Origin of the sequence: Cupriavidus sp. Agwp_2 (genome assembly GCF_040784895.1) — a bacterium.
Taxonomy (GTDB): Bacteria; Pseudomonadota; Gammaproteobacteria; order Burkholderiales; family Burkholderiaceae; genus Cupriavidus.
On the sequence record NZ_CP088083.1, the window covers coordinates 939,720 to 964,132 of the forward strand.

Annotated in this window: 24 protein-coding genes, 3 tRNA genes and 1 pseudogene; 17 read left to right on the forward strand and 11 right to left on the reverse strand. The window is 66.3% G+C overall.

Annotated features, from left to right (window positions below; genetic code table 11):
* Positions 1–48 precede the first annotated feature (48 nt).
* The 4 genes from LPA45_RS04370 (at position 49) to LPA45_RS04385 (ending at position 1,182) form a co-directional block, all read left to right on the forward strand.
* Positions 49–125: transfer RNA gene (locus LPA45_RS04370), tRNA-Arg, on the forward strand.
* A gap of 232 nt (positions 126–357) precedes the next feature.
* Complete coding sequence (locus LPA45_RS04375; RefSeq protein WP_116317465.1) at positions 358–618, forward strand: hypothetical protein; 261 nt, start codon at positions 358–360, stop codon at positions 616–618.
* Positions 619–788: 170 nt separating this feature from the next.
* Positions 789–1,028 carry a hypothetical protein gene (locus LPA45_RS04380; protein WP_367394953.1) on the forward strand — a complete coding sequence of 80 codons (240 nt, stop codon included), beginning with the start codon at positions 789–791 and terminating at the stop codon, positions 1,026–1,028.
* 78 nt (positions 1,029–1,106) lie between these two features.
* Positions 1,107–1,182 (forward strand) — tRNA-Met (locus LPA45_RS04385).
* Between the two features lie 135 nt (positions 1,183–1,317).
* On the opposite strand, the gene LPA45_RS04390 is transcribed toward LPA45_RS04385, so the two are convergent.
* Complete coding sequence (locus tag LPA45_RS04390; protein WP_116317467.1) at positions 1,318–1,599, reverse strand: hypothetical protein; 282 nt, start codon at positions 1,597–1,599, stop codon at positions 1,318–1,320.
* A gap of 180 nt (positions 1,600–1,779) precedes the next feature.
* Between LPA45_RS04390 and LPA45_RS04395 the strand changes: the two genes are divergently transcribed.
* The gene (locus tag LPA45_RS04395; protein WP_116317468.1) at positions 1,780–2,463 is read left to right on the forward strand and encodes a Fe2+-dependent dioxygenase; all 684 of its coding nucleotides are present in this window, start codon (positions 1,780–1,782) and stop codon (positions 2,461–2,463) included.
* 60 nt (positions 2,464–2,523) lie between these two features.
* On the opposite strand, the gene LPA45_RS04400 is transcribed toward LPA45_RS04395, so the two are convergent.
* Positions 2,524–2,832, reverse strand: a complete 309-nt coding sequence (locus LPA45_RS04400; protein ID WP_116317469.1) for a hypothetical protein — start codon at positions 2,830–2,832, stop codon at positions 2,524–2,526.
* A gap of 154 nt (positions 2,833–2,986) precedes the next feature.
* Complete coding sequence (locus tag LPA45_RS04405) at positions 2,987–4,435, reverse strand: PLP-dependent aminotransferase family protein (protein ID WP_116317470.1); 1,449 nt, start codon at positions 4,433–4,435, stop codon at positions 2,987–2,989.
* A gap of 132 nt (positions 4,436–4,567) precedes the next feature.
* On the opposite strand from LPA45_RS04405, the gene LPA45_RS04410 reads away from it, so the two are divergent.
* The 5 genes and pseudogenes from LPA45_RS04410 to LPA45_RS04430 all read left to right on the forward strand — a co-directional run bounded on the left by LPA45_RS04410 (position 4,568) and on the right by LPA45_RS04430 (position 7,057).
* Positions 4,568–5,011 carry a carboxymuconolactone decarboxylase family protein gene (locus LPA45_RS04410; RefSeq protein ID WP_116317471.1) on the forward strand — a complete coding sequence of 148 codons (444 nt, stop codon included), beginning with the start codon at positions 4,568–4,570 and terminating at the stop codon, positions 5,009–5,011.
* Between the two features lie 43 nt (positions 5,012–5,054).
* Positions 5,055–5,300, forward strand: a pseudogene (locus LPA45_RS04415) (DUF2252 family protein); the annotation flags it as partial.
* A gap of 54 nt (positions 5,301–5,354) precedes the next feature.
* Positions 5,355–5,678, forward strand: coding sequence for a hypothetical protein (locus LPA45_RS04420; protein WP_116317472.1), 324 nt, complete (start codon positions 5,355–5,357; stop codon positions 5,676–5,678).
* Between the two features lie 140 nt (positions 5,679–5,818).
* A complete protein-coding gene (lpxO, locus tag LPA45_RS04425) occupies positions 5,819–6,721 on the forward strand; it encodes a lipid A hydroxylase LpxO (protein WP_116317473.1) in 903 nt (300 codons plus the stop codon).
* A gap of 66 nt (positions 6,722–6,787) precedes the next feature.
* Positions 6,788–7,057 (forward strand): DUF333 domain-containing protein, encoded by a 270-nt coding sequence (locus LPA45_RS04430; protein ID WP_116317474.1) that lies wholly within the window; start codon positions 6,788–6,790, stop codon positions 7,055–7,057.
* Positions 7,058–7,074: 17 nt separating this feature from the next.
* Here the strand turns inward: LPA45_RS04430 and LPA45_RS04435 are convergent, their stop codons facing one another.
* Positions 7,075–8,601: a diguanylate cyclase domain-containing protein gene (locus tag LPA45_RS04435; RefSeq protein ID WP_376790631.1), complete on the reverse strand. Its 1,527-nt coding sequence runs from the start codon at positions 8,599–8,601 to the stop codon at positions 7,075–7,077.
* A 193-nt stretch (positions 8,602–8,794) separates the two neighbouring features.
* On the reverse strand, positions 8,795–10,231 hold the full coding sequence (locus tag LPA45_RS04440; RefSeq protein WP_116317475.1) for a PLP-dependent aminotransferase family protein: 1,437 nt from the start codon (positions 10,229–10,231) through the stop codon (positions 8,795–8,797).
* A 174-nt stretch (positions 10,232–10,405) separates the two neighbouring features.
* On the opposite strand from LPA45_RS04440, the gene LPA45_RS04445 reads away from it, so the two are divergent.
* Entirely contained in the window at positions 10,406–10,795 is a 390-nt protein-coding gene (locus LPA45_RS04445; protein WP_116317476.1) for a hypothetical protein, read from the forward strand.
* Positions 10,796–10,863: 68 nt separating this feature from the next.
* A complete protein-coding gene (locus LPA45_RS04450; protein WP_116317477.1) occupies positions 10,864–12,489 on the forward strand; it encodes an NAD(P)/FAD-dependent oxidoreductase in 1,626 nt (541 codons plus the stop codon).
* Positions 12,490–12,521: 32 nt separating this feature from the next.
* Here the strand turns inward: LPA45_RS04450 and LPA45_RS04455 are convergent, their stop codons facing one another.
* Positions 12,522–13,787 (reverse strand): TIGR03862 family flavoprotein, encoded by a 1,266-nt coding sequence (locus tag LPA45_RS04455; RefSeq protein WP_116317478.1) that lies wholly within the window; start codon positions 13,785–13,787, stop codon positions 12,522–12,524.
* Between the two features lie 99 nt (positions 13,788–13,886).
* Between LPA45_RS04455 and LPA45_RS04460 the strand changes: the two genes are divergently transcribed.
* The gene (locus LPA45_RS04460) at positions 13,887–14,492 is read left to right on the forward strand and encodes a DUF1415 domain-containing protein (protein ID WP_116317479.1); all 606 of its coding nucleotides are present in this window, start codon (positions 13,887–13,889) and stop codon (positions 14,490–14,492) included.
* Positions 14,493–14,505: 13 nt separating this feature from the next.
* Here LPA45_RS04460 and LPA45_RS04465 read toward each other — a convergent pair whose 3' ends face one another.
* Positions 14,506–15,381, reverse strand: coding sequence for an SAM-dependent methyltransferase (locus tag LPA45_RS04465; protein WP_116317480.1), 876 nt, complete (start codon positions 15,379–15,381; stop codon positions 14,506–14,508).
* 264 nt (positions 15,382–15,645) lie between these two features.
* Between LPA45_RS04465 and LPA45_RS04470 the strand changes: the two genes are divergently transcribed.
* Both LPA45_RS04470 and LPA45_RS04475 read left to right on the forward strand, forming a co-directional pair.
* Complete coding sequence (locus tag LPA45_RS04470; protein ID WP_116317481.1) at positions 15,646–17,259, forward strand: DUF342 domain-containing protein; 1,614 nt, start codon at positions 15,646–15,648, stop codon at positions 17,257–17,259.
* A 288-nt stretch (positions 17,260–17,547) separates the two neighbouring features.
* Positions 17,548–17,703, forward strand: coding sequence for a hypothetical protein (locus LPA45_RS04475; protein ID WP_199414499.1), 156 nt, complete (start codon positions 17,548–17,550; stop codon positions 17,701–17,703).
* A gap of 9 nt (positions 17,704–17,712) precedes the next feature.
* On the opposite strand, the gene LPA45_RS04480 is transcribed toward LPA45_RS04475, so the two are convergent.
* Together LPA45_RS04480 and LPA45_RS04485 are read right to left on the reverse strand one after the other, a co-directional pair.
* Positions 17,713–18,765 carry an IS630 family transposase gene (locus LPA45_RS04480; RefSeq protein ID WP_224007918.1) on the reverse strand — a complete coding sequence of 351 codons (1,053 nt, stop codon included), beginning with the start codon at positions 18,763–18,765 and terminating at the stop codon, positions 17,713–17,715.
* 124 nt (positions 18,766–18,889) lie between these two features.
* Positions 18,890–20,002 (reverse strand): CapA family protein, encoded by a 1,113-nt coding sequence (locus LPA45_RS04485; protein WP_233527955.1) that lies wholly within the window; start codon positions 20,000–20,002, stop codon positions 18,890–18,892.
* Between the two features lie 226 nt (positions 20,003–20,228).
* Here LPA45_RS04485 and LPA45_RS04490 point away from each other — a divergent pair, with 226 nt between their 5' ends.
* Positions 20,229–21,617, forward strand: coding sequence for an FAD-binding oxidoreductase (locus tag LPA45_RS04490; RefSeq protein WP_116317482.1), 1,389 nt, complete (start codon positions 20,229–20,231; stop codon positions 21,615–21,617).
* A gap of 79 nt (positions 21,618–21,696) precedes the next feature.
* Positions 21,697–22,614 (forward strand): polyphosphate kinase 2, encoded by a 918-nt coding sequence (ppk2, locus tag LPA45_RS04495; protein ID WP_116317483.1) that lies wholly within the window; start codon positions 21,697–21,699, stop codon positions 22,612–22,614.
* A gap of 469 nt (positions 22,615–23,083) precedes the next feature.
* Here ppk2 and LPA45_RS04500 read toward each other — a convergent pair.
* A tRNA-Thr gene (locus LPA45_RS04500) sits at positions 23,084–23,159 on the reverse strand.
* A gap of 148 nt (positions 23,160–23,307) precedes the next feature.
* The gene (locus LPA45_RS04505; protein ID WP_116317484.1) at positions 23,308–24,324 is read right to left on the reverse strand and encodes a class 1 fructose-bisphosphatase; all 1,017 of its coding nucleotides are present in this window, start codon (positions 24,322–24,324) and stop codon (positions 23,308–23,310) included.
* Between the last annotated feature and the right edge of the window lie 89 nt (positions 24,325–24,413).

Sequence of the window (24,413 nt, forward strand, 5' to 3'; positions counted from 1 at the left end):
AGGGGGTTCACAAATCTGAAATCTCAGATATAATCTCTTTTCTCGAGTGCGGCTGTAGCTCAGTTGGATAGAGTACTTGGCTACGAACCAAGGGGTCGTGGGTTCGAATCCTGCCAGCCGCGCCACCTATGTAGTAAGAAAAGGGCTTCCGGAAACGGAAGCCCTTTTTGTTTTTCTGCTTTCCTTCCCCCAGCCGATCGCGTCGCGTGGGCCGTCAGGCCGATGCCTGCTTCGCTTCCCCCCTTTGTCGCCCTTACGCCGACAGCGCTTTTGCTGCGCCACGGCTTGCGCGCGCACGTGCCGCCTCCTAGGCTCGAAGCAGCAGGCGAAGCACGCCGACCCTCCGGAGCAATGGGTATGGAAAACGACTGGCGCGTCGAGCAGTACCGCGACATGGATGTCTACGTGCTGGTGTCGCCGCAGGGCGAGAGCACTATCGGCCGATGGGGCTATGAAGTCCGCGTGGCGCAGGAGGGGGCAGATCCTGCCGACGCGGGCGACATCGAAGCGCTGGCGAGTGGCGCGCAGCAGTTCGCCACGCGTCACGCTGCGGAAGTGGCTGCTTTCGGTGCCGGTTATGCGCTGGTGGACCGGATGCTCGGGCCGCCGCCGGAGTGATGCCCGGGCGGGCCACATGCGCGGCTATTGCCAACGGCGCAATGGCATATATCACACGATGATCAATCGACCTTGACCGGGATCATTTTTGATCCGGACCGGTATTCCTACGCTGGATTTGGAAGCGAGCGACGTCTTGCTCGCCGTTGCAGCAGAAGGAGTGCCCCGCCATGCCTGAATTCGAAGGCTACAAGGTCGTCTATGAAGTGATTGCGCTGCCCAAGCGCAAATGGGCTATCTTTATCGAAGTCATTCGCCGCAGAGATGGCATTGTCGTCGCCGGGCGGCATAACCCGTTCCCCAACCACGCGTTCGACACCAAGCTCGAGGCGCTTGAGCAGGTGAATCGCTCCATCGGGGTACTGTTTGCCGCGCACGAGGCCGATGGCAACACCACGCCTCGCGCATGAGCGCGCCAGCGATTCCACGATGAGCAGAGAAAAGACTTGCCAGATGCGCACAAGTGCTGCATAATCTTTTTCTTCGGACGCGGGGTGGAGCAGTTGGCAGCTCGTCGGGCTCATAACCCGAAGGTCGCAGGTTCAAGTCCTGCCCCCGCAACCAACGCCTTTCGCGGCATTCGCCGCAATCCTTCAAGGTGTTGTTCTCAAGGCCGTCCGGCCTGATTTATTCCCTGCTACGAACTGAACCTGAACCGCGAACTTCCGCGATGATCGCGCGCGTGGTGCTTGCTCGCCGTCAGGCCGGCAATCGTTGCGCTGCCTGCAGGAAGGTATTGCGCACCAGTGCCTGGTCTTCGCGCTCGGCCGCTTCCGCTCGCTCGCGCAACCGCTTGGCCAGCACCGCCAGCGTGCCTTGTGCCTGCGGACCACCGGCGGCCTGGCATTTGGCGACCGCTTCGCGCATCACGGCATCGAGCTCGGCACCGACATCGGCACCGTCGAAGGCGCTCACCGACAGGGCTGAAATTCGTTCCAGGTAGAGATTGACCAGCGCTTCGTCGTGTAGCGGTTCGGACATGGCTTCTCCTAGGCGATAACGGAAACACAAAAACCATTGTAGTGGAGGCGGCGCCTGCACAAGATCAAACAGTAATGATTCTTGTTCGAGTCATGCCAGGGTTCACCTACAATACGCGTTCGCGACGCGTTCGTCCGGCGTGCGCGCTTTCCCCATTCTTGCCCAAAGGTTGTCGCCACCATGTTGCTGCAGATTCCCGACGTACTCTCCAAGGACCAGGTGGCGCAGGTGCGGCAGGTCATCGATGCCGCACCGTGGACTGACGGCAATGAAACTTCGGGCTACCAGTCGGCGCTGGCCAAGCGCAACCTGCAGCTGCCCGAGGGCTCGCCCGCGGCGCGGCAGGTTGGCGACCTGATCCAGGATGCGCTGGGAAACAACGCGTTGTTCTTCTCGGCGGCATTGCCGCTGAAGGTTTATCCGCCGCTGTTCAACCGCTACGAGGGCGGCCACACCTTTGCCAACCATGTCGACAATGCGATCCGCTACCTGCGCGGCACCAGCTTCCGCATCCGCAGCGACCTGTCGGCAACGCTGTTCCTGACCGAGCCGGACCAGTACGACGGCGGCGAGCTGGTGATCGAGGACACTTACGGCCAGCAACGCGTGAAGCTGCCGGCCGGGCATATGGTGCTGTACCCGGCCACCAGCATCCACCACGTGACGCCGGTCACGCGCGGCGCGCGGGTGTCGTCGTTCTTCTGGATACAGAGCATGGTGCGCGACGACGGCAAGCGTTCGCTGCTGTTCGAGATGGACGGGCGCATTCGCCAGACGGCGCAGGAACTCGGCCAGTCGCATGAAGCCGTGATCGGCCTGACCGGCGTCTATCACAACCTGCTGCGCCGCTGGGCGGACGCCTGAACGCCGCCAGCGCCCGCCACCGGGCCACCGGCGGGGCGCTGCGTGACAGCGAGCGGCGCGCTATTCGTCGCGCCGTCGTCGCATCTGCAACTGCTCGATCGGAGAGGGCTGGATGCGGCGCCGTGCCGGCCGCAGGGCGCGGTTCGGCCACAGCACGTAGTTGGTGTGGGGGTCCAGCGGCTTGCCGAGATACGAGACCCAGACCTGCACGCCGTGCTCGGTTTCGGCGATCACTGCCGCAACGGCGCGTGCCGCGGCGGAAGGGGACTTGAGCAGTTCCGCCAGGGCTTCGACGCCCTGCACGACATGGTGCTTTACCCCTGAAAACCATGCGTACTGACGCATGGCGGACAACAAACGCTTGGTCATGAACGCGACTCTGGTGTGTGTGGAAGTGCGAATGAGACTGCTTCCCGTCCGATTTGTTCAACGGAAGCTTGCGGACGCCAGTATGACTGTGCGTGCGCTCCCACGCATTTGGTGCGTACCCTGAGACCGGACTTTTGCCGGGATGACGGCAGCGTCACACGAGGCGCGCCGGGTCGGGGGCCAACGCAGAGAGTACCATCGCCAGCCGGTCGAGCGCGGGATCGATGTCGAGCAGGTCGATGGCGCCGAAGCCCAGCAGCAAGCCTGAGCAGTTCGGCGGCGGCGTGGCGTGGAAGGGGTCCAGCGTGGCCAGTTCCAGGTCCGCGAGCCGGGCCATTGCCACCAGCGCGTCGGCAGCCACCGGCACACGCAGCCGCGCCGCCAGGTGGAAGCCCGCCATCGCCGGCAACGCTTCGAGCCACGGTGACAGGTCGCCGTGCAGCCGCGCCAGCAGGCGCGCGCGCCGCTGCACATGGCGCGCGTGCGAGCGGCGGATATGGCGCAACAGGTGCCCCTCCGACAGGAAGCGCGCCAGCGCCTGCTGGGTCAGCGTCGGGGTGTACCAGTCCATCAGGTGCTTGACCTTGCGCGCCGCCGGCATCAGCCATGGCGGCACCACCAGGTAGCCGCCCCGCAGGTTGGCCAACAGCGTCTTGGAAAACGTTCCCAGGTACACCACGCGCCCGTGGCGGTCCAGCGTCTGCAGCGCGTCCAGCGCCTGCCCGCCATAGCGGAACTCGCTGTCGTAGTCGTCTTCCAGGATCACCGCGTGGCGGCGCGCGGCCCAGTCGAGCAGCGCCTGCCGGCGTGCCAGGCTCATCGGCACGCCCAGCGGCGACTGGTGCGACGGCGTGACGAAGACCAGCGTTGCCTCGCCGGGCAGCGCCTCCACCACCAGCCCTTCGCCGTCGACCGGCACCGGCACCACGCGCGCGCCCAGCCCCTGGAACAGCGCGCGCGCCATCGGGTAGCCGGGATTTTCCATGGCTACCACGGCACCCGGCCCCAGCAGCAGTCGGGCGACCAGGTCGATGCCCTGCTGTGCGCCGGCGGTGACCAGGATATCCGTGGCAGCGCTCTGCACGCCGCGGGTGAAGGCGATATGGGTGGCAATGGCCTGCCGCAGCGGCATCTCGCCACACGGGTCCGCGGGCCCGGGCGGACGCTGCCGCTCCGCCGCCAGGGCCGCACGCACGCAGCGCGACCAGGCTTCGTGCGGAAAGCGCGTGGTGTCGGCCTGGCCCGGCTGGAAGGCGTAGCGCGCACCGCCCATCGGCCCGAGGAAGGGCGTCTCCACCGCCATCCAGCGCAGCACCGCCGGCGGCAGTACCGGCGCGGCGGCGATGCGCACCGGCTTGCGCGCCAGCCCCTCGGCGACATAAGTGCCGTCCCCGACGCGCGCATGCAGCCAGCCTTCGGCCAACAACCGTTCATAGGCCGTGGTTACGGTCTTGCGTGCGACGCCCAACTGGGTGCCGAGCAGCCGCGTGGGCGGCATGCGCGCACCAGCTTCCAGGCGTCCGGCCTGGATGGCGTCGCGGATCTGGTGGACGATCTGCGCCGTGAGGTCGCTGGCGTGGTCCAGCGCGAGATGGAGTTCCATGATGCTGCCCCAAAATTGGTCTACTGATTTTGCCGTAAATTGGCAGTGTACGGAGCCAATCGCGGGGGCTATCTTTGAGTCCAACGGGCCAGCGCCCGCCAACTCACTCAACCGGATCCCTGGAGAATCGACATGGAAGAACGCATGAACTGGCAAGACGTGGCCCCGGACGCCTACAAGGCAATGGTCGGCGTGGAGATCTACCTGGCCCGCTGCGGCCTGGAAAACAGCCTGAAGGAACTGGTGAAGATCCGCGCCTCGCAGATCAACGGCTGCGCCTTCTGCCTCGACATGCATGTGACCGATGCGCGCAAGCATGGCGAAAGCGATCGCCGCCTGAGCCTGCTGCCGGCATGGCGCGAAGTGAGCTGGTTCACCGCGCGCGAGCGTGCCGCGCTGGGCTGGACCGAGGCGCTGACGCTGCTGCCGCAAAGCCAGGCGCCCGACGCCGACTACAACGCGGTGCGCGAGCAGTTTTCTGAAAAGGAAATCGCCGACCTGACCCTGCTGATCTCGATGATCAATGCGTGGAACCGCTTCGGCGCCGGCTTCCGCCGCCAGCCGCCGGCGCTCTGATCGCAGCGCTACGCTTGCCACCCCTGCCGCCGCGGCTCGTCGATTGACAAGCCGCGGCGCGCTGTGCGGCTGGGTGCTGGCGCGGGCGCATGCCAGGGGCAGCGGGCTGGCCGCCGAGGTCAGCGGCCACCTGGAACGGAGCGACCGGATGGCCGATGCAATGGTAGGCTATGCCAATGGCTATGCCGACCAGGTCGGGCGCGACTATGAGCAGTTCGTTGCCGCGTGCCGGTCGGGCCGCCTGGAGGCGCGCACCGACGCCGGCATGGCGGGAGATTTTCGCGCGTAGCCGCGCTGGCGGTGCCCTTTGCGTTTGCGTTCATGTTTTGCCAGGAGTCTGCCCATGACAGAAGACACCCTGCTGCAACTGATGGCCGAGGTCGAGAAGGAAGACCCGATCGACTACGCCGACCTGCCGTTCGACGACCGCGCGCTGCGCCAGCTGGCGTGCCGGCTGATCGCCGAGCGCTCCGAGCAGATGGAAGCGTCCGGCTTGTCGACGGAGGCGCTGCTGGCCACGATGTGGGCCTCGACCGCCAAGCTGGTGCTGGAAAACCTGGTGCTCAACGCGCGCCTGCTGACGCTGCAGGGCATGCCCGACGACGCCCAGGCGCTGATCGACCGCATTGCGCGGCAGTCGCGCGGCGGCCCGGATCGAGAGTCCTGACTGGCCAACTTCTTATGTGACGCGTTCGCTACTAACTGCGGTGCTGCGTCTGTTTCGCTAAAATACTGGTTTTCGCCCAGCCGGCCCGCGGCGTGCTTTGCCACGTGCGTAACAGGGGCGGCCAACCAGGAGGATTTCGGGTGATCAAGTGGATATTCGTCGCGGGCTATCTCGGTGCCATCCTGTATGTGCACTTCCGCGGCAAGGTAAGACTGAAGATCTGGCGCCAGCTGCTGGACCATTCGGCGCTGGTGGCGCCGATCAACTGCTTCATGTATGCGTTCTCGGGCGTGCCGCGCACGCCGTATATTCCGGTCGATAATTTCCCCGACCTGGAAAAGCTGCGCGCCGCGTGGCCGGAGATCCGCGACGAAGGGCTGGCGCTGGGAGCGATGCGCAAGATCAAGGCCGCGGACAAGAACGACGACGCCGGCTTCAATTCGTTCTTCAAATACGGCTGGAAGCGTTTCTACCTGAAGTGGTACGAGGCCCAGCACCCGTCTGCGGAGACGCTGTGCCCCAAGACCGTGGCGCTGCTGCGCGAACTGCCGACCGTGAAGGCGGCGATGTTCGCCGAGCTGCCGCCTGGCGGCAAGCTCAATCCGCACCGCGACCCGTTCGCGGGCTCGCTGCGCTACCACCTGGGCTTGTCCACGCCCAACGATGACCGCTGCTTTATCGAGGTCGACGGCGAGCGCCACAGCTGGCGCGACGGCGAGGGCGTGGTCTTCGACGAAACCTACCTGCACTGGGCCGAAAACCGCAGCGAGACCAATCGCCTGATCCTGTTCTGCGATATCGAACGCCCGATGCGCTATGGCTGGGCCATGAAGTTCAACCACTGGATGGGCCGCAAGGTCATGACCGCGGCCAGCTCGCCCAACGACGAGCACGACCAGACCGGCATGATCAACAAGCTGTTCCGCTTCGTCTGGCTGGGCGGGCAATACCGCCGCCGCTTCAAGGCATGGAACCGCCAGCTGTATTACGTGGCCAAGTTCGGGCTGATCGTGGGGGGCGTGGCCCTGATCGTGTACCTGTAACCGCAAGAGAGCCGGCGCAAGCCGGCTCTTTGCTTTTTGGGGGGCTGCCCCGTCATGGAGATCCCGATGCGTGTGCGATCCGCCCTGTGGCTGGCGGCCGCCAGCCTTGGCGCCGCCGCCTGCACTACCACACCGGGAGGCCAGTCCGCAGCGCAGCCGGCCAGCGCGGCGCCCACGGTCGGCATGCCCAATCCGGCTTCGGTCAACTGCACCCGGCGCGGCGGCAAGCTGTCGATCGTACCGACGCCCGCCGGCCAGACCGGCATCTGCACCTTCCCCTCAGGCAAGCAGTGCGAGGAATGGGCGCTGATGCGCGGAGAGTGCGCGCCGGGCTGAGGCGTGCCGCCGGCCCTTTAGTTGCCCCTGCTGCGGCGCTCGTTGCCCAGCGCTTCGTAATGCGCGCGCTTGGCTTCGTACATGCGGCTGTCAGCCACCTTGACCGTGTCACTGAGCCGCTCGCCCTGCACGCAGGTGGCGTGGCCGATGGAAAAGCTCAGGCGCACGCCGGGATAGAAGGTGTTGTTCAGCTCGACTACCTTCTCGACCTGCTCGACCACCGTGGCGGCGCCGCGCTCGTCGCGGCCGGGCAGCAGGATCATGAATTCATCGCCGCCGATGCGGGCCACGCAGGCCTGCTCGCCCACGGCTTTCTTCAGCACCTCGCCGGTGCGGCGCAGCAGGCCATCGCCGTCGCCGTGGCCGAACTGGTCGTTGACCACCTTGAGCCCGTTCAGGTCCACCGCCACCACGCTGACCGGCCATGGTCCCTTGCGGCCCAGCCGCGCCAGTTCGTCCTCGTAATAAGCGCGGTTGTAGAGCTTGGTCAGCACGTCGTGCTTGCCCAGGAACTCGACATAGGCCTCGGCCTTCTTGCGCGCGGTGATATCGGTGAGCGACACCAGCACCTGGTCCCAGTCGGCCTCGCAGCCGGGGAACACCGACCACTGCATGTAGACATCGACCTGCCGGCCGTCGAGCGCGTAGTTGATGACCTCGCGCTGCTGCCACAGTTTCTCGTGCCAGAGGTCGATCAACTGCTCGGCGAAATGGATGCGCATGTCGTCGCGGAACACGTCGCCGAGGCGCGACAGCAGGATTTCCTTGGACTCGGCGCCGAACATCAGCAGTGTCTGCCGGTTGACGTCGAGCACGCGGATCTCCTGCATGCAGCGCGAGACAAAGTCTGGATGCACGTTGAGGAAGGTGCGGAAGTCGGTGATGCCGGCCGCGCGCACTTCGTCGAGCAGCACCTTGACCGCGCTGAAGTCTTCCACCCACAGTGACACCGGCGAGTGTTCGAACAGGCCCAGCGCGTATTGCTCGCTGCGGCGCAGCTCGCGTTCGCTACGCACGCGCGCGCTGATGTCCTCGATCGACAGCAGCACGCGCTCCCACGTGCCTTCATGGCCGGGCATGACCGTCGCTTCGAGCCGGATGTCGAGGCGTTCGCCGTCCAGCGTGTAGTTGACGGTCTGGCTGGCAAAGCGGGTGCCGCCGTCCCAGAGCTGGCCGAGTTCTTCCACGTGCTGGTCGAACATGTCGTCGCGGAAGACGGTGTCGAGGTTGGCGACCAGGTCGTCGAGGTCGGCCGCGCGGAACAGGTCGAGCGTGCGCTGGTTGACGTCGATCACGCGGATCAGCGACGAGCATTGCGCCACCTGGTGCGGATTGGCGCGCAGGTAGGCGCGCAGGTCGGTGACCCCGTCGCGGCGCAGCTGGTCGAAATGGGCGCGCACGTCGCTGAAGTCTTCCAGCCACAGCGACACGGGCGCGAGCTGGAACAGCGTCTGGTAATCGTCGAGGGTGTTGCCGGGCGGGGTGCCGGCGGGGCGGTTGCTGCTGTGAGCGCGTGATGCCGCGGAAGGACTGCTCAAGGCCACTCTCCTTTGTTCTTGTTCCCGTCTCGTGGCGGGGCTGGCAGCGTTCGAGGGAACCAGCAGAGCCTCGGCCGCCGCGCCAGCGCACTAGGATAGGTGAGGCGGCGGAAAATGGGGATAAACCGGGCGCAAAAAGCAGGTCAATCAGGCAGGGGCGCCACCGGTGTTGCGAAAATGCGCGAGGCTCGGCGCGCGGCTAGCTCGCCAGGCTTTGCACCACGCCCGCCAGCGTGGCCAGCGCGCGCTCGATCTGCGTTGAGCGCGGCGTGCCGCAGTTGATGCGCAGGCAATGGTCGAAACGCCCGGCGTTGGAGAACATCACCCCCGGCATGACGCGGATGCCGGCCTGCAGCGCCTGGTCGAAAACCGCCTCGGACGATACCTGCGCAGGCATCTCCACCCACAGGTGCATGCCGCCGCGCGGGGCACCCAGCCGCGTGCCCGCCGGGAAGCTGGCCGCCACCGCCTGCGCGAACCATTCGCGCTGAAGCTGCAGCCGCGTGCGCAACCGGCGCAGGTGCCGTTCATGCGCGCCGCTGGCGAGGAAGTCCGCCGCGGCCATCTGCGACAGCATCTCGTTGGGGCGCGACAGCCCGAACTTGAGCATTTCCACGCGCGGCTGCCATTTACCGGCAGCGATCCAGCCGAGCCGCATGCCGGGCGCCAGCACCTTGTGCAGCGAGGCGCAGTGGATCACGTTGCCGCTGCCGTCCCAGGCCTTGGCCGCAGCCGGCTGGGTATCGCCGTCAGCGGTGGCGGAGAAGCAGTCGTCCTCGATCAGCGCGATGCCGCGTGACTCGCACCACTGCACCAGCCGCGCCTTGTGCGCGTCCGGCATGATGCAGCCGAGCGGGTTCTGCAGGTTGGGCACCACCGCCACCGCGCGGATATTGTCGTAGTGCTGCGCCGCCAGCTCCAGCGCCTCCAGCGAGAGCCCGGTCTGCGGGCTGCACGGGATTTCCAGCGCGCGCATGCCGAGGCTTTCGAGGATCTGCAGCAGGCCGTAATAGGTGGGCGATTCCACCGCGATCACGTCGCCCGGGCCGGCCACCGCGCGCAGCGCAAGGTTGAGGGCCTCGGTGCAGCCGTGCGTGATGACGATCTCCTCCGGCGCCAGCTGCATCCGCGCATGCAGCGCCTGGCGCGCGATGGCGCTGCGCAGCGGCGCGTAGCCCTCCGGCTCGACGGCCTCGCCGAACAGCATCGGATGCCGGCGCAATGCGCGCGCCGCGGCGCTGCGCAATGCATCGGCGGGATAGAGCGAGGGCGCACAGTAGGCGCCGCCAAGATTGGTATGGACGTGCTGGTGCTGGCTGCGCGCCAGCAGCGCCGAAATGCGCTGGTGGATGCCGACGTACTGCGCGGGATCGGGCAGCGCGGCGTCGGGTTCGGTCAGCGGTGCCAGCGGCGCGCGCACGGGTGCCGCGACGAAATAGCCGGCGCGCGGGCGGGCTTCGAGCAGGCCATCGCTCTCCAGCTGGCGGCAGGCCTGCAGCGCCGTGGACAGGCTGACGCCATGCAGTCCCATCAGCGCGCGCACGGATGGCATGCGGTCGCCGGCGGTCAGCGTGCCGGATTCGATGGCGCGGCGGTAATGGCCGGCAACCTGGCGGTAAAGCGGGGTGGATTCCATGGCGGCATGGTGGCGCGGTTGGCCATCAGGGTACAGATACAGATGCGGGGCGCCTGTATCGTAACAGCCCCGGTTTTTCCTTGCTGTTCTGGTAGAGGTCGTGCGGGGGTGTGCCTGCCGCGCGCGCGAGCCGGCCGATAGGCTGGAGTCCTGAGCTTTTATCGGAGCCAAGCCATGCCAAGCGTATCGATCGACCCTCCAGAAGCCATCTTGCAGGCGTCCGCCACGCGCCTGTCTGCCGGGCAATGCCTGCACCTGCGCGTGCCGGCGGGCACGGTGCTGCATGCCGGCGCCGGCCAGATCGAGGTCAGCGGGCCGCCGCAATGGCTGGCCGAAACCTGCCACATACCGCGCTGGCGCCTGCGCGCGGGCGAGTCGCTGGCCATACCGGCACGCGGCTGGCTACAGGTGGCGGCGCGCGGCGACGCCGCCGTCACCATCGCCGTGCCACCCGGCTTGATCGCTCGCGTGGCGGCGTTGCTGACGTGGCGCAAGCGCCGCGTGCCGTGGCCATGGCGGCACCAGCCGCAATCGATTGCCGACCCGGCACCCGAAAGACTATAAAATTGCGCTCCGGCCGGACCTGGCACATTGGTGTGCCCAACCCCCCGGCCGCAGTTCTCGGGTTCCCCATGCTACGTCTAAGTGAAGTCAAACTCCCGCTCGACCATACCGAAAGCGACCTGGACGCCGCCGTGCGTGCCGGCGCCGCGCAGATCGGTGTCAAGGGAGACGGCCTGATCGGCTATACCGTGTTCCGCCGCGCCCACGATGCGCGCAAGCGCTCCGATATCAAGCTGACCTACATCATCGATATCGAAGTCAGTGACGAAGCCGCGGCGCTCAAGCGCATGGCCGGCAAGCCGAACTGGAGCGTGACGCCCGATATGGAGTACCGCTTCGTCGCGCGTGCGCCGCAGGGCGGCCCCGCGCTGCGTCCGGTGGTGATCGGCATGGGCCCGTGCGGCCTGCTGGCCGGCCTGATCCTGGCGCAGTCGGGCTTCCGCCCGATCATCCTGGAGCGCGGCAAGGAAGTGCGCGAGCGCACCAAGGACACCTTCGGCCTGTGGCGCAAGAGCGTGCTCAACCCTGAGTCCAACGTGCAGTTCGGCGAAGGCGGCGCGGGCACGTTCTCGGACGGCAAGCTGTACAGCCAGATCAAGGACCCGAAGCACTATGGCCGCAAGGTGCTCAACGAGTTCGTGCGCGCCGGTGCGCCGGAAGACATCCTGTACAAGGCGCGCCCGCATATCGGCACCTTCCGCCTGGTGAGCATGGTCGAGAAGATGCGCGCCGAGATCATCGAACTGGGCGGCGAAATCCGCTTCGGGACACGCGTCGACGATGTCGACATCGACGGCGGCCGCGTGCGCGGCCTGAAGCTGTCCGGCGGCGAATACCTGGAAGCCAGCCACGTCATCCTGGCGGTCGGCCACAGCGCGCGCGATACCTTCGAGATGCTGCACGGCCGCGGCGTGTTCATGGAGGCCAAGCCGTTCTCGCTGGGCTTCCGCATCGAGCATCCGCAGGGCCTGATCAACCGCAGCCGCTTCGGCAAGTTCGCCGGCAACAAGCTGCTGGGCGCGGCCGACTACAAGGTGGTGCACCACTGCAGCAACGGGCGTTCGGTGTACAGCTTCTGCATGTGCCCGGGCGGCACGGTGGTGGCGGCGGCGTCGGAGCCGGGGCGCGTGGTGACCAATGGCATGAGCCAGTACAAGCGTGCCGAGCGCAACGCCAACGCCGGCATCGTTGTCGGCATCACGCCGGATGACTATCCGGGTGGCCCGCTGGCCGGCATCGAGTTCCAGCGCAAGTGGGAAGAGCGCGCGTTCGAGCTGGGCGGCAGCAACTACAATGCGCCGGGCCAGCTGGTGGGCGACTTTGTCGCTGGCCGGCCGTCGACCTCGCTGGGCTCGGTCGAGCCTTCGTACAAGCCGGGCGTGACGCCGACCGACCTGAGCACGGCGCTGCCCGACTACGTGATCGAGGCGATCCGCGAAGGCATTCCCGAGATCGACAAGAAGCTGCCCGGATTCGCGCTGCATGACGCGGTGCTGACCGGCGTGGAAACACGTACCTCGTCGCCGCTGCGCATCCGCCGCAACAACGACGACTACCAGAGCATCAACGTCCAGGGCCTGTACCCGGCGGGCGAGGGCGCGGGCTATGCCGGCGGCATCTACTCGGCCGCGATCGACGGCATCGAGGTGGCCGAAGCGGTGGCGCTCAGCATCGCCGGCGGCAAGCAGGCCTGAGCCTGCCCCTGAGCCTGCCCTTAAGCCTGCCCTTAAGCCTGCTGCAGATACGCCGCGGCGCCCTGCGCCGCGGTGCGCCCGCTGGCGAAGCATGCTGTCAGCAGGTAACCCCCGGTGGGCGCCTCCCAGTCCAGCATTTCGCCCGCGCAGAACACGCCGGGCAGCGCGCGCAGCATCAGCCGTTCATCCATCGCTTCGAAACGCACGCCGCCTGCGCTGCTGATGACCTCGTCGATCGGGCGCGGGCGCAGCAGGCGCAGCGGCAATGCCTTGAGCGAAATCGCCAGCGTGCCTGGATCCTGCATCGCATCCTTCGCCAGGCATTCGCGCAGCAGCCCGGCCTTGACGCCGGTGATGCCGAGCCGGCTCTGCAGGTGACTCGACAGTGAACGCGAGCCGCGCGGATGGTTCACTGCGTTGCCGACCTGTTCCGCGGTGTGCGAGGGCAACAGGTCGAGGTGGATCACTGCGCTGCCGTCGGCTTCGATCCGGTCGCGAATCGGCGCCGACAACGCATAGACCAGGCTGCCTTCGATGCCGGTGGCGCTGATGACGAACTCGCCCTGGCGGTAGTGCGCGTTGCCGTCGCGGTCGGTCAGTGCGATTGCCACCGGCTTGACCGGCGTGCCGGCGAAGCGGTCGGCAAATGATGCGCTCCATGCCACATCGAAGCCGCAATTGGCGGGGCGCAGCGGCGCGACATCGACGCCACGCTCAGCCAGCCGCGGCACCCACGCACCATCCGATCCCAGTCGCGCCCAACTCGCGCCGCCCAGCGCCAGCACCACGGCACGCGCGGGCACGGATGTCTCGCCGTGCGGCGTGGCAAAACGCAGCGTATGCGCAACGCCTTCATCCCAGCCCAGCCAGCGATGGCGCATATGGAACTGCACGCCGGCTTCGCGCAGCCGGTGCAGCCATGCGCGCAGCATTGGCGCGGCCTTCATGTCGGCCGGGAAAACGCGGCCCGAACTGCCAATGAAGGTGTCGATGCCAAGCCCGTGGACCCACTCGCGTAGCATCTGCGGCCCGAAGTCCGCGAGCATCGGCGCGATTTGCGCCGCACGCGCGCCATAGCGGCCGAGGAAGGCCGGTTCCGGCTCCGCATGCGTCAGGTTCATGCCGCCCTTGCCGGCCATCAGGAACTTGCGCCCGACCGAGGGCATCGCGTCATATACCGCCACGCTGGCCCCTTGCGCCACCAGCACTTCGGCCGCCATCAGGCCGGCAGGACCGCCGCCGATGATGGCGACGTCAGGTCGGTTGGCGGTGGCTGCGGTAGGGGTGGCAAGGGACATGGGGGTTCGGCAAGGGCAAGTGTGTTTCCGCCGCGGATTATAGAGCCTGCGGCAGCGCTAGAATGACGCTTTCCCCGGTATTCCCCAGCTATTGCCAGCATGTCTTCCGCCGCCACATCCGCAGACGCCGTCATCGCCGCCACCCGCCACTGGCTTGAACGCGCGGTGATCGGGCTCAACCTGTGCCCCTTTGCCAAGAGCGTCTATGTGAAGGAGCAGGTGCGCTACGTGGTCAGCACGGCAACCGAAGCGCCGGATGTGCTGGATGAACTGGAACGCGAGCTCCGGCTGCTTGATGAGACAGATCCGGCGGGGATCGACACCACGCTGCTGATCCTGCCCGATGCCGTGGCCGATTTCCTCGACTACAACGACCTGCTGTACTTTGCCGGGCGCCTGCTTGGAAGCCTGGGCCTGGAAGGCACGCTGCAGATCGCCAGCTTCCATCCTCAGTACCAGTTCGCCGATACCGAGCCGGACGATATCGAGAACTACACCAACCGCGCGCCGTATCCGATCCTGCACTTGCTGCGCGAGGACAGCATTGCGCGTGCGGCGGCGGCATTCCCGGACGCGGCGGATATCTATGAGCGCAACCAGGCGACCATGCGCAGCCTTGGGCATGAGGGCTGGCGGCGCTGGATGGCGGGCGAGGACGAACCTGAAGACAACGCCGCCGGCAAGAACCCGGCCGCGCAGGACTGACTGACTGACCGACTTACGCCCGCTCGGCCCGCTCGACCGGTTCGGCCGGCGCGGTAGATTCCGGGGTGGTGAAGAAACGCTCGTTCATCTCTTCCAGCCCCAGCGTTTCCAGCACGTTCTGCAGCCGCTCCGCCGGGCGCCGGCGCGGCAGGTCCTTGTACTGGGCGATGATCAGCTCGTTCTTCATCGAATGTTCCCAGCCCACCAGCTCGGTCACGCTGACCTGGTAGCCATGGGCTTCCAGCTGCAGGCAGCGCAGCACATTGGTCACCTGGCTGCCGAACTCGCGCGTATGCAGCGGGTGGCGCCAGATCTCGGTCAGCGGATTGCCCGCCAGCAGCTTGCCCTTGTGCTTGCGCAGCACGCTGGCCACTTCGGCCTGGCAGCAGGGCACCAGCACGATATGCTGCGCACGCTTGGCCAGCGCGAAGTGGATGGCATCGTCGGTGGCGGTATTGCACGCATGCAGCGCGGTGACCACGTCGACGGTCGGCGGCAGCTGCGGCGAGGTGATCGAATCCGCCACCGACAGGTTCAGGAACGACATACCGGGAAAGCCCAGCCGCGCCGCCAGCGCCTGCGAGGTCTTCACCAGTTCCTCGCGCGTTTCGATGCCGTAGATGTGGGAATCGTCCTTCAATGCCTTGAAGAACAGGTCGTACAGGATGAAACCGAGGTACGACTTGCCGGCACCATGGTCGACCAGGGTGACGCGGCCGCGCTCGTCCTTGACCTGCTGAAGCAGCGGTTCGATGAACTGGAACAGGTGGTAGACCTGCTTGAGCTTGCGCCGGCTGTCCTGGTTCATCTTGCCGTCGCGCGTCAGGATATGGAGTTCCTTGAGCAACTCGGTGGACTGGCCGGGGCGGATTTCGTGGGTATTTGACATGGGGACTGCGCAGGCTGCGGGGCGCGGCGCGCCCCGGAAATGCCGACAGTTTACCGAAAAGTCCGGCGATGCCCCGTCAGTCGTGGTCGGCATCACCCCACCCCGGCGGGGATCGTTGTTCGCTCAAGTTTCTGGCCCCAGCTGCCGATGGTCAAGGATCGATAACAAGTGGAGCGCTAGCCATCCGGGCACGCCCTGTCCGCCAGCGCGGACAGGCAGCGGTGACGGGCCGGCCTGCAGCTCCGCAGAAAAATCAGGGGACTCATGATGCACGAGTCGGGTTTGCGCCTGGAGCTGACCGAGCCAGGCGAGCAGGTGCATGCACGCTACACGCCGGAGCCAGGCAGGCTGGCGCCGGATCACGCCAGCCTGAAACAGTGCCTGGACAGCCACGGCTGGGCCGGCGCCAGGCTGGATGCGCGCGCCGTTGCGCAGTTCTTGCAGCAGTGCCAGCGCGCCGAGCACGAGATCGACGCTGCCATTGGCGCACTGGTTGACGGCGCTTTCGAGCTGGATGTCACGGGCGACTGCCTGGCTGTGCGGCTCACGTTGATGCCTGCCGAAGGTGGCCGCCCGGCCACGGAGGACGATATCCGCCGTGCTGTCGCAGAGCGCGGCGTGGTGGCGCCGATCCAGGCGCTTGCACTTGACGCCGCGCTGGCGGAAGGCCGCTGCGAATTGCACACCATCGCCGCCGGCGTGGCGCCGCGCCAGGGCGAGCCGGCGCGTTTCCTCAACCTGCTGCAGCCGCGCAAGCCGGCGCAGGCCGAAGACGAAGATTCGCGCGTCGACCTGCGCGACCTTGGCAACCTGCTGCTGGTCAGTCCCGGCACGCCGCTGATGCGCCGGATCCCGGCCGTGGCCGGCAACGATGGCATGGACGTGTTCGGCAAACCGGTGCCCGCCGATCCTGTCGATGATGCGCCCTTTGCCGAGGGCCTGACCGGCGCCGCCGCCGATCCCGACGACCCCGACCTGCTGGTCGCCGTGATCGCCGGCTCGCCGGTGGTCGGCGTGCATGGCATTGCCGTGAGCCCGGTGGTGCAGGTGGAGGCAGTCGACCTGCATTCGGGCAACGTCGCGTTTGACGGCACGCTGCGCGTAGCGGGCGATATCCGTACCGGCATGTCGGTGCGCGTCAGCGGCGACGTGCTGGTCGAAGGCACCATCGAAGCCGCCGACATCGACGCCGGCGGCAATGTCGTGGTCAAGGGCGGCATCATCGGCAAGGCCGAGACAGGCCATGCCGACGGCGGCATCAGCCGCGCCAGCGTGCGCTGCAAGGGCGCGGTCAAGGCGCGCTTCATCGAGAATGCCGTGGTCGAGGCCGGCACCGAGGTGAACGTCGACAGCGGCATCCGCCAGAGCGACGTTGCCGCGGGCGAGCGCATCGTGGTCGGCGGACCCGGCGTGCAGGGGAGCATCAGCGGCGGGCGCACGCGCGCCATGCTGGCGGTGCGCGTCGCGGTGCTCGGCAGCCCTGCCGGTAGCGCCACCAGTGTGCAGGTGGGCTTGAACCCTTACGCGGACGCTCAACGTGCCGCGCTGGAGGCCGACCGCCGCAAGCTGCTGGAAGAGCAGAACAAGGTCAGGCAACTGGTGACGTTTTTTGCCAAGCATCCGGAGAAGGCCGTCGGCGACTTGCGCGAGAAGGCGCGCGCCACGCTGTTCAAGCTTTCGCGCGACATGTTCGAGCTGGAAGGTCGCCTGACGGAACTGGGCCAGCAAATGCAGCCATCGGCCGATGCCGTGATCGACGCCGCGCGCCGCATCCATGGCGGCGTCACGCTGCAGGTGGGCAGCCGCGTGCTCAAGGTGATGGAAGACAAGCCTGGCGGCCAGATCCGCCTGGCTGACGACCGCATTGTGGTGAACTGACCACGGACCGGGCGCGCCCCGGGCACGCACCTTCGCCACGCGCGAATTTGTACTATCCTGCAGGTATGTCCTGGGGTGCCGCAGGATGGGCGAGAGAGCTAGACTCGGGCAGTGAATGCAGAAGCGGACCAGCAAACTGTGGAAGCGTTACACGGAACCGAATCACGTGGCACTTGAGATACCGGAAGGCCAGCCAATGCGGCTGGCCTTCCTGCTTTTGCAGGCACCGACATCGCGCGCGATCCGACCTACACTGAAGGTGCAACCAGTCTCTCACAGGAGGTTGCTATGACTGCCGCAATGATCACGGCACTGGCGCTGATCGCCCTGGTCGCTTGTGCCGCACTTGTCATCTGGGTCATGCGCGAGAAAGATCCGACGCTGCTGCAGCAGCAGGAGCAGTCGGTGCGCACATGGTTCGACCATATGATCCATCGCCACTAGTCCATCGCGTCATTGAATTGGCACCGGGCGAATTCGCCGCGATGGATCGTCGTACTTCCACTTGATTGGCTTGGGATTCTTGTTGTGTTGACGGATATAACGCATCAGCTTGCGATCCAGGTCCTTCACCGAAGTGAAGACGCCTCGTGCGATCACATCGCGCTGAATGCGCGCAAACCAGTTTTCGACCTGATTGAGCCAGGACGTGTAGGTCGGCGTGTGGTGCATGTGGACGTTGGGGTGTTCGCTGAGGAAGTCGCGCACGCGCTCGGTCTTGTGACTGCTCACGTTATCGCAGATGACGTGGATTTCTTGCTCCGGTCGCTGACTGGCTACAACGTCAGTGAGGAAGGCCACGAACTGCTCACTGGTATGACGTGGCGCAGTCTTGCCGATCACCTCCCCGGTTGCCGTGTTGAGTGCGGCAAACAGGCTGAGCGTGCCGTTACGCTTGTATTCGAAGCCGTGGCTCTCGGCACGTCCTGGCGACAGTGGCAGCATCCGATCCTTGCGATCCAGGGCTTGGATCGCGGTCTTCTCATCCACGCAGAACACCGCCGCATGCGCGGGCGGGTTCAGATACAGCCCGATCACGTCTGCAGCCTTCGTTTCGAAGTTGGGATCGTTGGAAATCATGTGCCGCTCCAACCTGTGCGGGCGCACGCCATGTTTGCGCCAGATGCGCTGCACGGCCGAGATGGACACGTCACCCAGCTCCGCGGCAAGTTTGTAGCTGCTCCAGTGCGTCGATCCGTCCAAGGGCTTGCGCTTGAGCGTGTAGCTCAGAACACGCGCCTCGAGTTTCTCAGGCGGCTGCATGGGCGCTCGTCCAGGATGGCGCGCATACAAGCCCGCCAGTCGCTCCGCCAGAAACCGACTCGACCAACGCGAGATGAAACGCGAATCGCACCCCAGCCGCTCAATGATCGCGTCGCGCGACTCACCGTCGTCAAGCATCAGGATCAGCTTGGCCCGGCGCGCGTCGGCTGCCCGAATGGTTCGGCTGCGAGTCGCCGACAGCAATTGTTCACGCTCGAGCTCGCTCAGATTCATTTTTCCCATGCACCTGATCTAACCATGAATGGGGTGCTTTTTCAATGACGCATTGGACTAGCGCCGCACCGTAGCCTGGCGGTACGTGCCGCAAGAGCCCGCCATGCCGGCGGGCTTTTTCATGCGTGCCGTCTCACCCCGTCGATATGCGCAGTTCGTGCAGCGCGCTGCGCTCGACGCGGGTGCCGAGCGCGCGACCTTCGTAGGCGAACATCGCCAGCAGCCATGCGATGTCGACTTCGCCCGCATATTTGAGCCGGAAATGGCTGCGCCGCAGCGGCACCAGCCGCAAGTCCGCGTTGCCTGCCGCATCGAAGCTGACGAACACCATCAGCGCCAGGTCCGGCCGGTAGTCGTCGTAGCCGCCGATGCCCTCGTAGTCGTTGATAAAGTCACCGCAGCCATAGAGGATGGGTTTGCCCGCATGCAGCTCGATGCCCAGCGGATGGTGCGAGGAATGTCCATGCACGATATCCACGCCGGCCCTTTCCACCAGCCCGTGCGCGAAGGCGCGTTGCGCGGGATCGATGTGGTAGCCCCAGTTGCCACCCCAGTGGATCGATGCCACCACGAGGTCGCGGGCGCGCCTGTCCTTGCTGATCCGCGCCGCGATGCGGTCGCACGAGGCGGCGGACCAGTCATCCAGCAGGGTCACGCCGGAGTGGCCGGCGGTGGCGCGCCATGCCGCGGGCGTGCCGCTGTTCTGCATGGCGAAGGCATAGACCGCGACACGGCCGCCGCCCGGCCGCGGCAGCCACGCCGGCTGCATCGCGCTGTCCTCATCGGGGCCGGCGCCGGCATGCGCGATATGCGCAGCATCGAGCGCAGCCAGCGTGTCTGCCAGGCCCGCGCGTCCCCAGTCGAGCACGTGGTTGTTGGCCAGCGCCACGCAGTCGAGGGCCGCGGCCTGCAGGCAGTCGACATTGCCCGGATGCATGCGGTAATGCACGGCCTTGCCGGGCCATGCGTCGTCGCTGGTGGTGATCGCTGTTTCCAGGTTGGCAATGCGCGGCCGTGCGCCGCGGCGATCCAGTTCCGCGAGCGCGTCGCCCCACGGATACGCCGGCGCCACCGGCCGCGCTATTGGCCCCGCCTTGCGCTCGGCCAGGTGCACGTAGTCGAGCGCCGAGTGCACATACGACTCGTGCAGCAGCGGCTGGCTGGGATGCGCCAGGATCTGGTCGATGCCGCGCCCGGTCATCACATCGCCGCACAGGAACAGGGGAGGGTGGCTGGTTGTGTCCATTGCGCAGCCGGTCGGCGCCGTTGCACCGTGCCGGCGTGCTTCCATGATAGGCCGCCACGGCGGCATGATCGCGTTGCGGCACTTGAGCCGGACGCGTTGCATGCCGCGTTTACATTCAGCGGGGGCCTGCCTTAAATGGTGAAGTCATCGGTTCTCGTGGCCATCATTCTTCACCCCGGCTGCCGCGCGTCGTCCGATGGTTCTAACTCGCATCGGGAGACAGATCATGGGCCAGTTATCGCAAGAACATGTTGAGTCACTAAAGGGGCAACTGCGCGGCCGGCTGCTGCAGCCCGCCGACGCCGCCTACGACGAAGCCCGCCGCATCTGGAACGCGATGATTGACCGCCGGCCGCAGTTGATCGTGCAGGCCGCAGGCGTCGCTGACGTGATGGCCGCGGTCAACTTCGCACGCGAGCACGGCGTGCTGCTGTCGATACGCGGCGGCGGCCACAATATCGGCGGGCTCGCGATCTGCGACGACGGCATGGTGCTCGACCTGTCATCGATGCGCTCGGTGCGCATCGATCCGCAGGCGCAGCGCGCCTGGGTCGAACCCGGCGCCACGCTGCGCGACTTCGACCATGAAGCGCAGGCCTTCGGGCTGGCCACGCCGCTGGGCATCAACTCGACCACGGGGGTCGCGGGGCTGACGCTGGGCGGCGGCTTCGGCTGGATCAGCCGCAAGTTTGGCACCACCGTCGACAACCTGGTCTCTGCGCACGTGGTCACCGCCGAAGGCAAGCTGGTGCGCGCCAGTGCCGACGAGCATCCCGACCTGTTCTGGGCGCTGCGCGGCGGCGGCGGCAACTTCGGCGTAGTCACGATGTTCGAGTTCCGGTTGCACCCGGTGGGGCCCGAGGTCTATGGTGGCCTGATCGTCTACCCGCTCGAACAGGCCCTCACCGTGCTGCCAGCCTTCCGCGATCTCTTCCAGTCCATGCCGGACGAGCTGACGGTCTGGGCGGTGCTGCGCCAGGCCCCGCCGCTGCCGTTCCTGCCGCCGGAGGCACACGGCAAGCCGATCGTGGCGCTGGCGATCTGCTATATCGGCCCGCCGGGACAGGGCCCCGCACTGGTCGAGCCGCTACGCAAGCTCGGCACGCCGTATGGCGAGCATGTCGGACCGATGCCGTTCGCCACATGGCAACAGGCCTTCGATCCCTTGCTCACGCCGGGCGCACGCAATTACTGGAAATCGCACAACTTCGACGGGCTCGACGACGGCCTGATCGCGATGCTGGTCGAGCAGATCGGCAAGCTGCCATCGTCGCAATGCGAGGTATTTGTCGGCGCGATGGGCGGCCAGACCAACCGCGTGGCGCCGGACGCCACCGCCTACGCCAACCGCGATGCGCAGTTCATCATGAACCTGCACGGGCGCTGGGACACTGCGGCGGAGGACGACGCGTGCATTGGCTGGGCGCGCGATGTGTTCCGCGCCGCGGCGCCGTTCGCGCTGGGCAGCGTCTACGTCAACTTCCTGACCCAGGAAGAAACCGACCGGGTCGGCGCCGCCTATGGCCCCAACTTCGCGCGGCTGGTCGAGGTCAAGCGCCGCTACGATCCGGACAACCTGTTCCGCCACAACCACAACATCAATCCGGCGGCATAGCGCGCGGAGGCGTTCACGCGGCTGCAACACTGGCGTGCCAGCATCGGCGCGACCGCGATGTATCCGACAGGAGGAGCAGATGAGACCGGGCGAGGCACAGCTGGTACGGCGCATCCACAACGAAGTTGCCGACTACTACGACGAAGAGATCGAACTGGAGCTGGACGACCGCGAAGCCAGCGAAGCCTTCGGCGACCCGGTACACCTGCCTGACGGGGCCGAGCAGGACAGCCGCCGCCACTATTTCCGCGAACTGTTCCGCCTGCAGGGCGAGCTGGTGCGGCTGCAGAGCTGGGTCGCGGCCACCGGCCACAAGCTGGTGATCCTCTTCGAAGGGCGCGACGCCGCCGGCAAGGGCGGCGTGATCAAGCGCATCACGCAGCGGCTGAACCCGCGCGTATGCCGCGTGGCCGCGCTGCCCGCGCCCAACGACCGCGAGCGCACGCAGTGGTACTTCCAGCGCTACGCGGCGCACCTGCCCGCGGCAGGCGAGATCGTGCTGTTCGACCGGAGCTGGTACAACCGCGCCGGCGTCGAGCGCGTGATGGGCTTCTGCAACGACGACCAGTACGAAGAATTCTTCCGCTCAGTGCCCGAGTTCGAGAAGATGCTGGTCCGCTCCGGCATCCAGGTCGTCAAGTACTGGTTCTCGATCACGCACGACGAACAGCGCCTGCGCTTCCTCAGCCGCATCCACGATCCGCTCAAGCAATGGAAGCTCAGCCCGATGGACCTGGAGTCACAGCGGCGCTGGGAGGACTACACCAAGGCCAAGGAGATCATGCTCGAGCGCACCCACATCGCCGAGGCGCCATGGTGGGTGGTGCAGGCCGACGACAAGAAGCGCGCGCGGCTGAACTGCATCCACCACCTGCTCAGCCTGGTGCCTTACCAGGACGTGGACGCACCCACGATCGTGCTGCCGGCGCGCGAGCGGCATGAGGACTACGTGCGGCATCCCGTACCGCAAGAAATGTTTGTGCCGGGAGTGTACTGACGCACCCTGCGTTAGGGTAAGTGCGGGGTGCGGTATCGGCCCCGCAGCGGCAGCGCTCCCTATAATGAAAACGGCCACCTGGCAAACAAGGGTGGCCGTGCATCGTGGAACTGCTTGTTTTTTGGGCGACCCTGCTTGTCGCCTTCCTCCTCATGAAGCACGCTGGCTGCTTCAGCCAGCCTGTGCTCTATCCCGACTTCGACCATCCGTTCCGGTATTGGTGGGCACGGCGGTTGGGGCGGTAGCCTGCCTCACCCCGTTCGCTGGAACGCCATGGCCGACGCGTCGGCGGCGGCGTCATGCGCGCCGCATCCCCGCTGACGCACGAGACGCCGCGAGGGTGGGAGCCTATCGAGACGCTAGAGGATCCACTTGCGCTGGCCTGAGCCGAGTTTCAGAAAGCAGGCAACAAAAAACCCGGAGAGCGTGACGCTGTCCGGGTTTGCGTGGGCGATGCCCTGAATTCTTTTGGTGCCGAAGAGAGGAATCGAACCCCCGACCTTCTCATTACGAATGAGCTGCTCTACCGACTGAGCTACTTCGGCAACAAGTTCCGGTGAACTGGAACAGCCCGCAATAGTAGCAGTGTTTTCTGGCCTTGTGAAGCCCTTTTGTGTCGCCCATGCCATCCGGCCGGGCCCAAAGAAAACAGGGCGCCCACCGGGCGCCCTGTCTCAATGCCGTGTGCCGGACTCAGGCCTTGCCTTCGGCTTCGAGGTGGTAGCGCGTGACGCGCTCCACTTCGTTCTTGGAGCCCAGGATCACGGAGACGCGCTGGTGCAGCTTTTCGGGCTGCACGTCCATGATGCGGTGGTGGCCGTTGGTGGCGGCACCGCCGGCCTGTTCGACCAGCATGGCCATCGGGTTGGCTTCGTACATCAGGCGCAGCTTGCCGGGTTTTTCCGGCTCGCGCTTGTCCCACGGGTACATGAAGACGCCGCCGCGGGTCAGGATGCGGTGCACGTCGGCGACCATCGAGGCGACCCAGCGCATGTTGAAGTTCTTGCCGCGCGGGCCTTCTTCGCCGGCCAGGCATTCGTCGATATAGCGGCGCACGGGCGGGGCCCAGTGGCGCATGTTCGACATGTTGATGGCGAATTCCTTGGTGTCGTCCGGGATCGTCACGTTGGAGTGCGTCAGCACGAAGCTGCCGGCCTCGCGGTCCAGCGTGAACATGTGCACGCCGTTGCCGACGGTCAGCACCAGGGTGGTCTGCGGGCCGTAGACGGCGTAGCCGGCGGCGACCTGGTGGGTGCCGGGCTGCATGAAGTCGGCCTCGGTCACGGTCTGGCCCGGCTTGGGCATGTGCAGCACCGAGAAGATGGTGCCGATCGAGACGTTGACGTCAATGTTCGACGAGCCGTCCAGCGGGTCGAACATCAGCAGGTATTCGCCCTTCGGGTAGCGGTTGGGAATCTCGTAGAACGATTCCATTTCTTCCGACGCCATGGCGGCGAGGTGGCCGCCCCATTCGTTGGCGTCGAGCAGCACTTCATTGGCGATCACGTCCAGCTTCTGCTGGGTTTCGCCCTGGACGTTGCCGGTGCCTGCCGAGCCCAGCACGCCGGCGAGGGCGCCCTTGCTGACGGCGTTGGAAATGGCCTTGCAGGCGCGCGCGACCACTTCGATCAGCAGCCGCAGTTCGGGCTGGATCGTGTTGTGCTTGCGCTGCTCCTCGACCAGGTAGCGGGTGAGGCTGATGCGAGTCATGGTTGGTTCTCCTTGGATGGCCGCAATTCTACATGCCCGGCCGGCCCTGGCCGGGCAAAGGGGGCGTTGCGGGGCCTCCCTGACGTACT